Origin of the sequence: Pseudomonas sp. BF-RE-22, assembly GCF_019956155.1 — a bacterium.
GTDB lineage: Bacteria > Pseudomonadota > Gammaproteobacteria > Pseudomonadales > Pseudomonadaceae > Aquipseudomonas > Aquipseudomonas migulae.
The window spans coordinates 1-15,724 of the sequence record NZ_JAHBDD010000010.1; the positions used below are offsets into that span (position 1 = coordinate 1).

12 protein-coding genes are annotated in these 15,724 nt (G+C 60.3%); 1 reads left to right on the forward strand and 11 read right to left on the reverse strand.

From position 1 onward, the window contains the following. Positions 1–64: 64 nt before the first annotated feature. Positions 65–1,186 (reverse strand): sensor histidine kinase, encoded by a 1,122-nt coding sequence (locus tag KGA82_RS06130; RefSeq protein WP_223449946.1) that lies wholly within the window; start codon positions 1,184–1,186, stop codon positions 65–67. Between the two features lie 236 nt (positions 1,187–1,422). Between KGA82_RS06130 and KGA82_RS06135 the strand changes: the two genes are divergently transcribed. Continuing rightward, positions 1,423–6,705: a dermonecrotic toxin domain-containing protein gene (locus tag KGA82_RS06135; protein ID WP_223449947.1), complete on the forward strand. Its 5,283-nt coding sequence runs from the start codon at positions 1,423–1,425 to the stop codon at positions 6,703–6,705. A 54-nt stretch (positions 6,706–6,759) separates the two neighbouring features. Here the strand turns inward: KGA82_RS06135 and ureC are convergent, their stop codons facing one another. The 10 genes from ureC to urtB all read right to left on the reverse strand — a co-directional run bounded on the left by ureC (position 6,760) and on the right by urtB (position 15,575). Then, the gene (ureC, locus tag KGA82_RS06140; protein WP_008038690.1) at positions 6,760–8,460 is read right to left on the reverse strand and encodes an urease subunit alpha; all 1,701 of its coding nucleotides are present in this window, start codon (positions 8,458–8,460) and stop codon (positions 6,760–6,762) included. Between the two features lie 139 nt (positions 8,461–8,599). Continuing rightward, a complete protein-coding gene (locus KGA82_RS06145; RefSeq protein WP_192226951.1) occupies positions 8,600–8,905 on the reverse strand; it encodes an urease subunit beta in 306 nt (101 codons plus the stop codon). Continuing rightward, positions 8,905–9,438 carry a GNAT family N-acetyltransferase gene (locus tag KGA82_RS06150; protein WP_008031197.1) on the reverse strand — a complete coding sequence of 178 codons (534 nt, stop codon included), beginning with the start codon at positions 9,436–9,438 and terminating at the stop codon, positions 8,905–8,907. The genes KGA82_RS06145 and KGA82_RS06150 overlap by 1 nt, the downstream gene beginning before the upstream one ends. A 6-nt stretch (positions 9,439–9,444) precedes the next feature. Continuing rightward, positions 9,445–9,978, reverse strand: a complete 534-nt coding sequence (locus tag KGA82_RS06155; protein WP_223449948.1) for a GNAT family N-acetyltransferase — start codon at positions 9,976–9,978, stop codon at positions 9,445–9,447. Positions 9,979–9,987: 9 nt separating this feature from the next. After that, positions 9,988–10,290, reverse strand: a complete 303-nt coding sequence (ureA, locus tag KGA82_RS06160; RefSeq protein WP_007907366.1) for an urease subunit gamma — start codon at positions 10,288–10,290, stop codon at positions 9,988–9,990. A gap of 147 nt (positions 10,291–10,437) precedes the next feature. Continuing rightward, a complete protein-coding gene (locus KGA82_RS06165; RefSeq protein ID WP_223449949.1) occupies positions 10,438–11,277 on the reverse strand; it encodes an urease accessory protein UreD in 840 nt (279 codons plus the stop codon). 30 nt (positions 11,278–11,307) lie between these two features. After that, on the reverse strand, positions 11,308–12,006 hold the full coding sequence (gene urtE / locus KGA82_RS06170; RefSeq protein WP_008031204.1) for an urea ABC transporter ATP-binding subunit UrtE: 699 nt from the start codon (positions 12,004–12,006) through the stop codon (positions 11,308–11,310). Between the two features lie 121 nt (positions 12,007–12,127). After that, positions 12,128–12,997: an urea ABC transporter ATP-binding protein UrtD gene (gene urtD, locus KGA82_RS06175; RefSeq protein WP_008038696.1), complete on the reverse strand. Its 870-nt coding sequence runs from the start codon at positions 12,995–12,997 to the stop codon at positions 12,128–12,130. Then, positions 12,994–14,073, reverse strand: coding sequence for an urea ABC transporter permease subunit UrtC (gene urtC / locus KGA82_RS06180; RefSeq protein WP_008038697.1), 1,080 nt, complete (start codon positions 14,071–14,073; stop codon positions 12,994–12,996). Before urtC ends, urtD begins: the two co-directional genes overlap by 4 nt. After that, on the reverse strand, positions 14,073–15,575 hold the full coding sequence (urtB, locus tag KGA82_RS06185; RefSeq protein WP_223449950.1) for an urea ABC transporter permease subunit UrtB: 1,503 nt from the start codon (positions 15,573–15,575) through the stop codon (positions 14,073–14,075). Before urtB ends, urtC begins: the two co-directional genes overlap by 1 nt. Positions 15,576–15,724 lie beyond the last annotated feature (149 nt).

Sequence of the window (15,724 nt, forward strand, 5' to 3'; positions counted from 1 at the left end):
GGCGTCTTCATGATCGCCATCGCCAGCAAGCCGGCTCCTACAGTTCATGACCGTGCACGGCGGTCTATCTCGGCAACACCACGGTAAACAGCGTCCCATCAGTTTCGTTCGAACTGACCTCGATCGTCCCGCCGTGCGCATCGACCACTTCCTTGACGATGAACAACCCCAGGCCAAGGCTGGTGGACGGCTGTCCGAGCTCTTCATCGGCGCTGCGTACCAGCGGATCGAAGATCGTACCGATCGCCTCCTCGGGTATCGGCGCTCCAAAGTTATGCACCGTTAGACGAACGGTGTCAGGTTCGCCGGTGAGGGTCACCGTCACATCATGTTTGTTCGACCCATGCTGCAACGCATTGCCGATCAGGTTTTGCAGCAGTTGAGCCAGGCGTCCGGCATCCCACACGCCTGTCGTGTCGCCCTGTGCATGAACTGTCGGATCGCATTCGGGATTACCGGCACAGGCTTCGGCAATCGCTGCGTGGGCGGCATCGGCCAGGTCCATCGGCTTCGGTTCAATCGGCAGGCTCTTGCCCAGGCGACTGCGCACCAGTTCCAGCAAATCGCCGACCATCACCGCCATGTGCCGCGCGCCGCGTTTGATATTGATCGCACAAGTCAGGGCATCGCCTTCAAGCGTGGTTTTGCGCATCAGCATTTCGGTGGACAGGCTCACGGCCTGCAAGGGGGCACGCAGGTCATGGCCGAGAATAGCCAGGAAGATATCCCGCGAATGATTGACCTGTTCGGCATAGGCCGCCGTGGATTCGGCAAGGGCTTCATCGATGGCTTCGTTGAAACGGATCATGTCCTGGAAGTAAGCGAGGTCCGGTGATTCCAGACTGTTGACCCACAACCGGATCACACAGGCACGCAGGTGACGGAATTCGCTGGTCATCTGCATCAGATCGAAGCCCACGGTATGGCGCAGTTCACCATGGCTGGCGCCGGCTTCGTCCAGGCTCGGGGTTTTCTCCGGACCTTCGCCCCTGGCCTTGGCGAGTTGCTCGCTGGCTGTTTGCGCGGTGGTCATGTCCCGCGCTGCTGCCAACAGAATTTCCCTGGCGTGATCACGCAAGGCCACTCGATCCATATTTTCGGCCGCTGGGGTAATCGTCCTGGCGAACTGCTCCCATTCATCGACGATACGGTCTACGTGTTGCCTGATGAATTCGGATAGGCGCATGGTCGGTTTCCTGATGGCAATCCGAGGCATCTTAGCCCCTTTGGCACCCCCTAAAAACTACCACTGCGCCGGCGACCATTCTTTGGTGGCCCCAGGGTGCTAATTAAATATTTTTTAGATCCTGAAATTAAATGCATTGTTGGGCTGGCGCGGTTTTCCAAGTGGTTTTTTAAGCTTTTGTTTTTAATCGCACTCAATAGTCTGGTGGTTCTTTTCATCGCATAAGGATTTGCGAAATGAACGAACTATCGGACGCTCCGGCGTTGCAAGTTATTACCGGGCATGGAAGAAGCAAAGCCAACGTTCATCATGATTATCTGCTGGGCAAACTGCCTTCGCCGCTAAAAGACGCACCTGTTTCGCGACTGCTTACGATGGCCGATTCGACCGCGGATTTTCCACAGTGGTATTTGAATGCACGCGCCATCGACCGTCAGTACCTCAAGCAACTGACGGATGAGCGCTGGCGCCTTCAGGTCCCGTTGGACGACGTGCTGGAGAATGTACAGCGGGACATGCTTGCCTTTGCCGAACCTTTGCTCGTTAAAGCATTAAAGGACCAGCTGAATCTGGATCTGGACGTCAATGCGACGCTCATTCGCCTGTACATCCCGGCAAAACTGGGCTTTGGCATCGATACCAATGCCAGTCGGCTCAGGCAATCGACGTTGCTGGAAGCGGCGCTTCACAATTTCGAGGCGCCTGAAACGCAGGCGGGCGCGTTTCGCGATGGCTCCGGCATCTTCACCCGGGACCACGAAAACGAGTTACAGCGGCATGCGCTGACGGTCGAACAATTCGCGGCCTTGTGCCGGACGCTTGATATCGGCGCGCACTATCAGCGTCACATCAAGGCAGCTCTGATGCCCGAAGATATCGCGGCCAAGGCAATAATCGAGCGGCATTGCATGGCCAGTGAAAAAGCCATCTTCAACGAATCTGCGCTGATCGCGTATTTGAAAAACGACATCAGTTCCTATGGCTACGGGAAACTTCAGCAAGTTCGTGACAATGAAAAAGGCATCGCGTGGAATCATCGCCCTTTGCAATGCCATCGACTTTCGTTAATGGGCTTCAGGATGTCCGGCATCCTGTTGTTCAGTGCAGTGGCAGACCCCACTGAAGTTAAAAGAATTTACGACAGTCTGGTTCCCCGGCACCAACGCACACTGATGGAATGGTCCAGGCGTTTGACGCTGCTACCGGGCCAGGAGTTTGAGCAGTTCAAATTACTCGAAGCGTTTTTCGCCAATGGCCCCAGCGGTCTCGTCGACGCCACTTTGCAAAGGGAAGATGGTTTTCAACAAAGTCGTCTCGACGGGACGTTGATCGTTTATGTCCCGGATGATCCTGACCATCCCTTCAAAGAGTATGCGTCCCTCACGGACTTCATGAAGGAACTGACGAGCCAGTTGCGCTCGCCGGACTATCAACAGTTTTTCAGCCGATTCGTGGCACAAAAAGACCATGGCAAATTCTTTGCCCGGGTTCGCGAGCGTTTCACCACGTTCACCTGGACGCAACGTGAGCCGCTGGACATGGGGCCGTGGTGGCGAGAGACCGCGATTGAAAACGCCAACGCAGAGCCCATCACCAACATCATTACTGGCGATATTTGGCCGCAAATCGGTCGCTGGCGCAGGGACAAGGCGATTGCGGATGCGCGACACATCGCGGTGCCGACCGACGATGAAGACGCGACCACCCGCTGGAATCGGTTGACCAGCTATCTGAGCATCGGCTGGAACGTGTTCAACTTCGGCTCCATGTTGGTTCCCGGGCTGGGCGAAGCGATGCTGGCGGTCATGGTCGGGCAGATGCTGTTCGAAACCATGGAAGGTATCGAGGCGTGGAGCAAGGGTGACAGGGACGAAGCGGCGGCCCATCTGACCGGTGTCATGATCAATTTTGCGCAACTGGCAATCATGGCGGCGGGGCATGTGTTGCCCGCCGGTGCGGCGGCGTCGGTCAAACCGTCGGCGTTTATCGATCGGTTGCAAAAGGTTGAGTTGCCTGACGGCAAGACGCGCCTTTGGAAGCCGGACCTGTCGCCCTACGCCCATGACCTGACGTTGCCGAAAACGGTGACGCCAGGTGAGCAGGGGCTGTTCCGGCACAGCGAAAAAACCATCCTGAAGCATGAAAACAAATACTTCGAAGTCAGAAACGACCCACTCACGGGCCAGCCACGCCTGCAACATCCGGATCGGCCGCAGGCGTATCAACCCACACTCGAACACGACGGTGCCGGTGTGTGGAAGACCGAGCTCGACCGACCCGTCGAGTGGGGCAAAATCACGCTCATGCGGCGTCTGGGGTTGGCGGTTGAGGATTTGTCCGAGGCCACGTTGGAGCAGATTCGTATCGCCAGCGGTGTCGAAGAAGACCTGTTGCGACGGCTGCATGTCGTCAACGAACCACCGCCCGCGCTGCTGACCGACACGATCGAACGCTTCAAGATCTGGGCTGATGTGCAAAAGCTGCCCGGGCAGATAGTGCTCGATGAGGTTCCCGAAGCGTTCATCGAGCAGGTGCCCCGTTTGCTGGTGGAGCTGCCGGGCTGGCCTGAGCAAAAAAGCATCGAGCTTTTTGACGACGCCGAGCAGTCGGGCCGCTCGATCAAATACGGCAATCTCGACGCGTCGCCGGCCGATACGCTGAGGATAAGCCGTGCCGAGGTCGGTGCCGGGAAACTTCCGGAGCTGGCCGTGAAGTTTGTCAATGAAGCCGACATCCATTCGTTGTTCGGACAGAGTATTTCCACTGACGAGCATATCCGCATCGACGCCTTGAAAAACAGGCTCGCGGGGCGGGCAGGCAGTCATCCGGGACCTTTGTTTGACGCGCTCAATCGCCGTTTGCAGCAGACAGACAATCGGCAAGTGCTGGCGCTTCAGGACGCCTTCAGCAACCTCCCGACGGTGATCGCCCGTGAGTTGCTGGCTGACATCGAACCGCAAGACTTACTCGGTATCACCGAGTCTTCGCGCATCCCCTTGCAGCTCAATGAGCGCTCGCGGCTGGCCTTGGGCACGTTACGCGCCGCACGTGCTTATGAAGGGCTTTTCCTCGATGTCGCTTACGGCGTCGATAGCGAGCGATTGGCGTTGCACTCGTTGCAAGCGCTGCCCGACTGGCCCGAAAACGTGCGCATCGAAATCCGCGAATACTCATTCGACGGACCACTGCGCGACAGTGTGGGCCCGGCAGATGCCGCCGTTCGCCGAGTCCTTGTCAGCGAGGACGGTCAGTACCAGGCCCGCGATGCCGATGATCTTCATCTGCATGGGGCCGATGACCTTTATGCGTCTATGTTGCATGCCCTGCCTGATGCTGAGCGCAACGCGCTGGGGTACCGGATCAATCAAGGCACGACGCTCAAGCACGCCATTCAAAAAACGCCATTGCCACGGGACAGGTTCAACGCGCTTCTGGCGGATAACCCTGTTCGAAAACCCGCGTACGATCCAGCCACGATGCGTCTGCGTGGCGGCATGCGCGGGATGGCTCAAGGTCTGCGTCGAGTTCAGGGGCAAATAACGCCGCAAGAGCGGGTTCGCGTCGTTCGGCCCGGATGGACAGAGGCCGAAGCTCAGTCCTATCTGCAAGCGGGGGGCAGCGACGTCAGTCTTGAGCAGAGGGCGAGCGCCCTGGAGGAGGAGTTCGATCGGCTCAATGCCAATTTTCAACGTTGGCTGAGCTCGCCAACCGAAGCGTTCCGCTACACGTCCGCCGGTATCGCCGAATGGCAGTCCAGAAACGCGGTGTACAAAGCGGTCAGGGAATGTTGGCAGCACACCGGCTTGCGCGATGTGGATTCGTACGGCGAGCTGCGAGGCGTCGTGCTCGACCTCGAGAACCTGCCGCTGGGGCGGCATCTGCGCACGATGCCCGCACTGGAGGGCAACTTCGATCACGTCACTCGCCTTAATCTGAACGGAACCGAATTGACCGACGCGCATGCTTCATTGCTCGATCATTTCCCCCGGTTGCGCTCTATCAACATCAACGGCAATTCGCTCACCCGCCTTCCTCGTGCCATCGGCCGCATGCGCGCGCTGACGGAGTTGAACCTGCGCGCAAACCGCATTGTCCTGGATGCGCAAGGCGTCGCGGACCTGCGCAACCTGACGCGGCTTCAGATCCTGGACCTGCACAGCAATCCCCTGGGGCAGGTTCCGGATATTGGCAGCATGCGCATGTTGCATACGCTGATCCTGGCCGATACCGGCATTCGGACCTGGCCGGATGGGTTGTTCGCGCAGCCACGGTTCCGGCATTTTTACCTGGACATGCAGCGCAACGAAATCACCTACGTGCCCATGGTCACGCGTGGCTCGGTCCAGGCGGAAATGCTGGCGCGTACGTTGTTGAGCCGGGAGCCGGAGTTTTTGCCGGCCTTCAATCTGCAAACGCTCAGGGAGTTCATCGCGTCCGTTGGCATGGACCCTGATCGACCGTATCCGCCTCGTGGCGTGCGCGACAGCCTCGACTGGGAAGCTGGCTTGACCCGGCCGGAGTGGGTGGCCAGACAGGAGGTGTGGAACAGCGTCGAGGATGAGCACGGTTCGGTTGGCTTCTTCAACGAGATTCGCAAACTCACCGAATCGGGGCATTTCAATCGCGACCCCGGGTTTCGAGTCGACATGACTGCCAAGGTCTGGCGAATGCTCGATGCGATGTCGAAAAATACCGAGCTGCGGCAAAAACTCTTCACCCTGACCACCGTACCCACCGCGTGCGTCGATGCTGGTGCGCAGCTGTTCAACGCCATGGGGATGGAGGTGTTGATTCATGAAGCCTATGAACTGGAAAATCCCGCGCTGGTAGAGGGTGAACTGGTGTCGCTGGCGCAGGGTAAGTCACGTCTGGATGAACTGAGCAGGATTGCCCGCAAAACGATTTCCGAGCGCGAGGCGATGGGTGAGGAATTCAGGCGCGTCAATGCGACGGGCGAGGTCACCGGCACGATTGATGAGGTTGAAGTTCACCTGGCATTCATGACGGATCTTGCCGACCGGTTGGACCTGCCCTGGCAGTCGCGAAAAATGCAGTTCAGAAAAATCGCCGGCGTCACGAACGCGATGATCGAAGATGCATTCCATCGTGTACTGAACCTTGAGGCGGGTGAATTGCTCGACGATTTGCTGATCGAGCAGCCGTTCTGGTCATCCTATGTCGAGGGTTCCAACCGGGGGGTTATCAAAGGTTTCAGACGCCGGATTGAAGCCACGATTGAGTTCTACTCAGCGCTTGAAAAACGAGCATCCGACACAACGCTTTCCCTTGAGCAAAAGGCACAGTTGAAGGAAGAGCTCAGGGTGCTCGGTGCTGAGTTGAACAAACCGGAAAGCGCGTTTGCGCCGGGACGGGTCATGACCGAAGCGGAATACGCCGCCGAGCTGGAAGTCATCGACGAAGACAAGAAAGCCTTTATCAAAACATTCACACGCCAGGCAATCGAACGGGCAAAACTGCAACGGGTAGAAATCCCTTTCACCGTACAGCCGAACAGTTGATCGCTGCGGCTTTGCATCGGAGCCTGGCCAGCCAGGCTCCGGTGATTTGGCCGATTAAAACAGGAAGTAACGCTGGGCCATCGGCAGTACATCCGCGGGCTCGCACCAAAGCAGAACGCCGTCGGCCTTGACCTGATACGTCTGCGGGTCGACATCGATACTCGGCAGGTAGTCGTTGTGGATCAAGTCGGTTTTCTGCACGTCGCGGCAGCCTTTGACCACAGCGATTTTCTTCTTCAAGCCCAGTGCTTCGGGAAGTCCTGCCTCCTGCGCCGCCTGGCTGATGAACGTCAGGCTGGTGGCGTGCAACGAGCCGCCGTAGCTGGCGAACATCGGGCGGTAGTGCACCGGTTGCGGCGTCGGAATCGAGGCGTTGGCATCACCCATCAGGCTGGCCGCAATGGCACCTCCCTTGAGGATCAATGTTGGTTTGACCCCGAAAAACGCGGGGCGCCACAGCACCAGATCCGCCCATTTGCCCACTTCGACCGAGCCCACTTCATGGCTGATGCCGTGGGTGATCGCCGGGTTGATGGTGTACTTGGCGATGTAGCGTTTGGCGCGGAAGTTGTCGTTGCCTTCGCCATCGCCCGGCAGTGGGCCGCGCTGCTTTTTCATCTTGTCGGCGGTCTGCCACGTGCGGGTGATCACTTCACCGACCCGGCCCATGGCCTGGCTGTCGGAGCTGATCATCGAGAACGCGCCGAGGTCGTGGAGGATGTCTTCGGCGGCAATCGTTTCGCGGCGGATGCGGCTTTCGGCGAAGGCCACGTCTTCGGCAATGCTCGGGTCCAGGTGATGGCAGACCATCAGCATGTCGAGGTGTTCGTCGATGGTGTTGCGGGTGAAGGGCCGGGTCGGGTTGGTCGAGCTTGGCAGCACGTTGGTGAAACCGCAGGCCTTGATGATGTCCGGTGCATGACCGCCACCCGCGCCTTCGGTGTGATAGGTGTGGATGGTGCGGCCCTTGAAGGCGGCGAGGGTGGTCTCGACGAAACCGGACTCGTTGAGGGTGTCGGTGTGGATCGCCACCTGCACGTCGTACTGATCGGCCACCGTCAGGCAGTTGTCGATACTCGCCGGGGTGGTGCCCCAGTCTTCGTGCAACTTGAGGCCGATGGCGCCGGCCTTGACCTGCTCGATCAACGGCTCCGGCAGGCTGGCGTTGCCTTTGCCCGTCAGGCCGATGTTCATCGGGAAGGCGTCTGCCGCCTGAAGCATCCGCGCCAGGTGCCACGGTCCGGAGGTGCAAGTGGTGGCGTTGGTCCCGGTGGCCGGGCCGGTGCCGCCACCGATCATGGTGGTCACGCCGCTCATCAGCGCCTCTTCGATCTGCTGCGGGCAGATGAAGTGGATGTGGGTGTCGATGCCGCCGGCGGTGAGGATCATGCCTTCGCCGGCGATCACTTCAGTGCTGGCGCCGATGGCGATGGTGACGTTCGGCTGCACGTCCGGGTTGCCGGCCTTGCCGATGCCTGCCACGCGCCCGTCCTTGAGGCCGACGTCGGCCTTGACGATGCCCCAGTGGTCGATGATCAGCGCGTTGGTGATCACTGTGTCGACGACTTCAGCGGCCAGCAGCTGGCTTTGGCCCTGGCCGTCGCGGATAACTTTGCCGCCGCCGAATTTCACTTCTTCGCCGTAGGTGGTGAAGTCTTTTTCCACCTCGATCCACAGCTCGGTGTCGGCCAGGCGGACCTTGTCACCGACGGTGGGACCGAACATGTCGGCGTAGGCTTGACGGGAAATCTTCATGTGCTTGCCTTAGGAATTAATTGAATGGGAGATCGCATTCGCGGGCAAGCCTCGCTCCTACAGGGTTCGTGCTGCGGAGACACATGACCTGTAGGAGCGAGGCTTGCCCGCGAAGAGGCCGGTACAGGCTGCACATGACTTAGAGGTCACCCATGACCCGCCCGGCAAACCCGAACACCCGGCGATGCCCGGCCAGGTCCACCAGCTCGACCTCGCGGCTCTGCCCCGGTTCGAAGCGCACGGCGGTGCCGGCGGGGATGTTCAGGCGCATGCCGCGACTGGCGGCGCGGTCGAAAGTCAGGGCGTCGTTGGTTTCGAAAAAATGGTAGTGCGAGCCGACCTGGATCGGCCGGTCGCCGCTGTTGGCCACCTTCAGGCTGACGGTGCGGCGGCCGACGTTGAGTTCGATGTCGCCGGGCTGGATCTGGTACTCACCGGGAATCATCAATGGGCTCCTTGGAGAATCTTGTAGTAGAGGGCAGTCGGCTTGTAACGACCGCTCGGGTCGCAGGCGTAGTCGGGAATTTCTCCCGCACGGGTGTAGCCCAGGGCCTTGTAGAAATCCTCGGCCGGGGAACCGGCTTCGGTGTCGAGGTAAAGCATGCCGCGCTTGTGCTGGAGCGCGGCCTGTTCCAGGGCGCTCATCAATTGTTGGCCCAACCCACGGCGGCGCGCGTGTTCACGCACCAGCAGCTTCTGCACTTCGGCGCGGTTCAAGCCGTTGGCTTTCTGGCACAAGGTCAGTTGCACACTGGCCTGCACTTGCTCGTCCTTGACCACCACCCACAGCAGCACGTTGCCCTTGTTCAACTCCTCTTGAACGCCATCGAACCAGGCGCGTGCCTGTGTGGCATCCAGATCGGCCATGAACCCGACACTGGCGCCATAGCTGACCGCGTCGAGCAGCAGATCAATCAAACCCTGACGATAGTGCGCAAAGCTTTCAACATTGACGCGGCGCAGTTGGGCGGCGTTCATCGGGCATTACTCCTTGTTGGCGGGCGGCGGCTCCGCGCCAGGATTGAGGGTCAGTTGCATGAAGGTCAGGTCCAGCCAGCGGCCGAACTTGGTGCCCACCTGCGGCATCTGCCCGGTGGTCACGAAGCCGACGCGTTCATGCAGGCGGATGGAAGCGGCATTGCCGCTTTCGATGGCAGCGACCATCACATGCTTGTCACAGCCTTTGGCGCGCTCGATCAACACGTCCATCAATTGCGGACCCAGTCCATTGCCGCGTTGATCGCTGCGTACGTAGACCGAGTGCTCGACGGTGTGGCGGAAACCGTCGAACGGTCGCCAGTCACCAAATGAAGCGTAGCCGAGTACGTTGTTATCGCCGTCGACGATCACCAGGATCGGATAGCGCTGGGCTTGCCGGGCGCTGAACCAGGCCTGGCGGTTGCCCAGGTCCACGGCCTGTTCGTTCCAGATGGCCGTGGTGTTGAGCACGGCGTCGTTGTAGATGTCGCGGATCGCCGGCAGATCGGCGTGCACCGCATCGCGGATGTGGTAAGTCATGGCGCGGCCTCAGGCGATGGGTTGGTGGACGGTGACCAGTTTGGTCCCGTCGGGGAAGGTGGCTTCGACCTGGATCTCCGGGATCATTTCCGGGATGCCTTCCATCACTTGTTCGCGGCTGAGCAGGGTGGTGCCGAAGTGCATCAGCTCGGCCACCGTCTGGCCGTCACGCGCGCCTTCGAGCAGCGCTGCGGAGATGTAGGCCATGGCTTCCGGGTAGTTGAGTTTCACGCCGCGCGCCAAACGCCGCTCGGCCACGAGGCCGGCGGTGAAGATCAGCAGCTTGTCTTTTTCGCGTGGGGTCAGGTCCATCGTTTGGAATCCATAATCGGCAGATTAAAAAATCACTACAACCTCTGTAGGAGCGAGGCTTGCCCGCGAATGCTGCGCCTCGGTTTAACTGATTGACCGCGTTATCGTTCTTCGCGGGCAAGCCTCGCTCCTACAGGGGGATTGTGTTCAGGTGCTCCATATTCTGGGTGGGACGGCTTCTCGACCGAGCAACGCAGGCCTGAGCAATCGCCACAAATCAATCAACCAGCCTCGCGCCAACAGCGCCTCGCTGGCCAGGCACCGAGCCACTAACAGGCCCGGCAACTGCGTCAAATCCCCGCGTACGTCATTGGGCAGCGAGCGACAGGTTTCCAGCAGTTCACTGTCAATCTCCCCCGTCACCAACAACGTCGCAAACACCGGTTGCCCATCCAGGCCAATCGGCGAATCGAGCAACCCGTCATCACCGACAATGCGCTGGCGTTCGTGCCAGAGCAACTGGCCGTCGCGGCGGATATCCAGCTGCGCCTGAAAATGCCCGAGGTCAAAGCGCTCGCCACTGGCCGGACGACCCAAGGCGACGACGTCCCAGTAAAACAACCGCGCATCGCCTTCAAGGTCGATGCAGGTGCTGAGCTCCGCTTGGGCGGCGCTGAAAATGATCGTCTCTTGCGGCAACCACTCCAGTGTCGCGCCGGCCGCCACTTTCAAACTCAGTTGCTGATAGGCGGGGCCTGCCGCCCGATACCACTTGGCCGCGCCGGGGCTGGTGATTTGGGCCCACGCATCGCGGCCAACGCTGGCGCTGATGTCCAGCCGATCACCGCCGGCAATCCCGCCGGGCGGATGCACGATGATGTGCTGGCAAACCTCGGGCCCTTCGGCGTACAGATGTTTTTGCACCCGCAACGGCCCTTTATGCCGACGCTGAACCGGGCGCGTGGTGTCGCCAAATCGGGCGTAGCCCAGTTCCAGCTCGGCGTGCCAGCTAGGCGTGAACAGCGTTGTGTGGGCAGGTAAATTCATGATGTCTAATTATCGTTAGGACGCTACAGATTAGATCGTAACCAGACCGCGCACACCCTCGGCTTCCATATTTTCGCCGCGGCCCTGCTGCACGATCTCGCCGCGGGACATCACCAGGTATTGATCCGCCAGTTCAGCGGCGAAATCGTAGAACTGCTCCACCAGCAGAATCGCCATGTCGCCGCGTGCCGCAAGCTTCTTGATGACCGCGCCGATCTCCTTGATCACCGACGGCTGGATGCCCTCGGTCGGCTCGTCGAGGATCAGCAGCCGAGGACGGCTGGCCAGCGCCCGGCCGATTGCCAGTTGCTGCTGTTGGCCACCAGACAGGTCACCGCCGCGTCGTTGCTTCATTTGCAGCAACACCGGGAAGAGCTCGTAGATGAACGCCGGGACTTCTTTCGCTTCGCTGCCCGGAAACCGCGACAGGCCCATCAGCAGGTTTTCCTCCACCGTCAGCCGACCGAAAATCTCCCGGCCCTGAGGCACGTAAGCGATCCCGGCATGCACCCGCTGGTGCGGTTTGAACGTGGTGATCGGTTTGCCTTCCCAGTTCACCGCGCCTTCTTTGGCCGGCAGCAAACCCATCAGGCATTTGAGCAGCGTGGTCTTGCCCACACCGTTGCGCCCGAGCAGGCAGGTGACTTCACCGACCTTCACGTCAAACGTCAGGCCGCGCAGGATGTGGCTACCGCCGTAGTACTGGTGCAGCTTGTCGACTTGCAGCATTTCTGAAATCTCCTCAATCCCTTGTAGGAGCGAGGCTTGCCCGCGAAAAACGATGACGCGGTCTTCCAGTTGCACCGCGGCGCTCCCTTCGCGGGCAAGCCTCGCTCCTACAAAAGCAACATCATCTTCCGAGATAAACCTCGATCACCCGCTCGTTATCCTGCACCTGCTCCAGCGAGCCTTCGGCCAGCACGCTGCCCTGGTGCAACACGGTGACGTGGTCGGCAATCGAGCCGACAAACCCCATGTCGTGTTCCACCACCATCAGCGAATGCTTGCCCGCCAGGCTCTTGAACAGCTCGGCGGTGAATTCGGTTTCGGCATCGGTCATGCCCGCCACGGGTTCGTCGAGCAGCAGTAATTGCGGGTCTTGCATCAACAACATGCCGATCTCCAGAAACTGCTTCTGCCCGTGGGACAACAGGCCCGCCGGGCGATTGACCGAGGTGGTCAGGCGAATGGTCTCCAGCACTTCGCTGATGCGATCTTTCTGTTCGCCACTCAGGCGAGCCCGCAGGCTGGCCCACACCGACTTGTCGGTTTTCTGCGCCAGCTCAAGGTTTTCAAACACGCTCAACGCTTCAAACACCGTCGGCTTCTGAAACTTGCGACCGATGCCGGCCTGAGCAATTTGCACCTCGCTCATCTGCGTCAGATCGAGGGTTTCACCGAACCAGGCTTTGCCATGGCTGGGGCGCGTCTTGCCGGTGATCACGTCCATCAGCGTGGTTTTGCCCGCGCCGTTGGGACCGATGATGCAGCGCAATTCGCCGACGCCGATGTACAGGTTCAAATCGTTCAGTGCCTTGAAACCATCGAAGCTGACGCTGATGTCTTCCAGGGTCAGGATGGTGCCGTGGCGGGTATTCAGGCCGGGGCCGACGCGTTGCCCGAGGCCGATGGCATCGCGGCTGGTGCCGGCGTCCTTGTTCGGCTGCGGTGGATAGAAGGCCGGCTCGAGCATGAATTCAGCCGTCGCAGTCACTCTCATTGGTCACCCCTTTTCTTCAGCAGGCCGATCACGCCTTTGGGCAGGTACAAGGTCACGACGATGAACAGCGCGCCGAGGAAGAACAGCCAGTACTCGGGGAAGGCTACGGTGAACCAGCTTTTCATGCCGTTGACCACGCCGGCACCGAGCAACGGGCCGATCAGCGTGCCGCGACCGCCGAGTGCGACCCAGACGGCGGCCTCGATGGAGTTGGTCGGCGACATTTCGCTCGGGTTGATGATGCCGACTTGCGGCACGTACAGCGCACCCGCGAGACCGCACAACACGGCGCTCAAGACCCAGACAAACAGCTTGAAACCCCGTGGATCGTAGCCGCAGAACATCAAGCGATTTTCGGCATCGCGCAGGGCGGTCAGCACTCGGCCGAATTTGCTCTGCGCCAGTCGCCAGCCGATGAACAGGCTCGCCACCAGCAACACCACCGTGGCGAAAAACAACACCGCGCGCGTCCCCGGTTCGGTAATGCCAAAGCCAAGAATGGTGCGGAAGTTGGTGAAGCCATTGTTGCCGCCAAACCCGGTTTCGTTGCGGAAGAACAGCAGCATCCCGGCGAAGGTCAGGGCCTGGGTCATGATCGAGAAATACACACCTTTGATCCGCGAGCGGAAGGCAAAGAAACCGAACACCAACGCCAGCAATCCGGGCGCCAACACCACCAGACACATCGACCAGAGGAAGCTGCTGGTGCCGGTCCAGTACCACGGCAATTCGGTCCACGACAGGAAAGTCATGAACGCTGGCAAGGCATCGCCCGAGGCCTGGCGCATCAGGTACATGCCCATCGCGTAACCGCCAAGGGCAAAGAACAGACCGTGACCGAGGGACAGCAGGCCGGCGTAACCCCAGACCAGATCGAGGGCGAGGGCGACGATGGCGTAGCAAAGAATCTTGCCCACCAGGGTCAGCGTGTAGGCCGAGACATGGAAGGCGCTGTCTGGCGACAACAGCGACAGCAGCGGCAACGTCAACAGCAAAACAAGGATCACCGCACCGACGGCAATCGTGACTTTGGGGCCGGCCTTTTGGCTGGCTGTGAGCATCAGGGGCTGGTTCATCAGTCGATCACCCGTCCTTTCAGTGCGAAGAGGCCTTGCGGACGTTTCTGGATGAACAGAATGATCAGCGCGAGGATCAGGATCTTGCCGAGTACGGCGCCAATCTGCGGTTCGAGAATCTTGTTGGCGATGCCCAGCCCGAACGCGGCGAGCACGCTACCGGCCAGTTGACCGACGCCGCCGAGCACCACCACCAGGAACGAGTCGATGATGTAGCTCTGGCCGAGGTCCGGGCCGACGTTGCCGATCTGACTCAGCGCCACGCCGCCAAGGCCGGCGATGCCCGAGCCGAGGCCGAAGGCGAGCATGTCCACACGTCCGGTGGGCACCCCGCAGCAGGCGGCCATGTTGCGGTTCTGGGTGACGGCGCGCACGTTCAGGCCCAGGCGTGTCTTGTTCAACAGCAGCCAGGTCAGCACCACCACAAACAGGGCGAAGGCGATGATCACGATGCGGTTGTACGGCAGAACCAGGTTCGGCAACACCTGGATCCCGCCCGACAACCACGCCGGGTTGGCCACTTCGACGTTCTGCGCGCCGAACACCAATCGGACAAGCTGGATCAGCATCAGGCTGATACCCCACGTGGCGAGCAGGGTCTCCAGTGGGCGGCCGTAGAGGTGGCGAATCACTGTGCGTTCCAGCGCCATGCCAATCGCCGCCGTGACGAAAAACGCCACCGGCAACGCGATCAATGGGTAGAACTCGATGGCTTGCGGGGCAAAGCGCTGGAACAGCAACTGCACAACGTAAGTCGAGTAGGCGCCGAGCATCAGCATCTCACCGTGGGCCATGTTGATCACGCCGAGCAGGCCGAACGTGATCGCCAGCCCGAGCGCCGCAAGCAGCAGGATCGAACCGAGGGACATGCCGCTGAAGGCCTGACCGAGCATCTCGCCGATCAGCAGTTTGCGTTTGACTTGGGCCAGACTGGTTTCGGCGGCGGTACGCACATTGGCGTCAGCTTCGACACCTGGCTCCAGCAGACTCTCCAGTCGAGTGCGAGCCAGTGGATCGCCGGTTTCACCGAGCAGGCGCACAGCGGCAAGGCGCACGGCCGGGTCGGTGTCCACCAGTTGCAGGTTGGCCAGCGCGAGGCTGAGCGCGGCGTGAACGTTTTCGTCGTGTTCGCCAGCCAGTTGCTGGTCGAGGAATTTCAGTTGCGCCGGTTTTGCGCTTTTCTGCAATTGCTGCGCGGCGGCCAGACGGTTTTTGGCGTCGGTGGCGAGCAATTGGTGGCTGGCCAGTGCGGTGTCGATCAGACCCCGCAGGCGATTGTTCAGGCGCAAGGTTTTCGGTTGGCCGTCGACCGTCAACTCGCCTTGTTGCAGGGCGTTGATCAGTTCGATTCGGGCCGGGTCGGGCTGCGCGGCCCAGGCTTCCAGCAGTTTTGCTTGCTGCACAGGGTTGGCGGCGACGAAGTCTTCGGCGTCGCCGGCATGCGTGGCCATCGGCAACAGCAACGCGAGGGTAAGGATGAAACGGTAAAAAGCGGTGGGCATATCAAATGTCCTGGTCATACGCGGACCTTGTAGGAGCCGGCTTGCTGGCGATGGCGGTGCATCAGGCAAACCGTGTGATGCTGATCGCCAGCAAGCCGGCTCCTACAGGATTTGTGTCGGGCACGAACGATGTATTCGGCCCGACATCC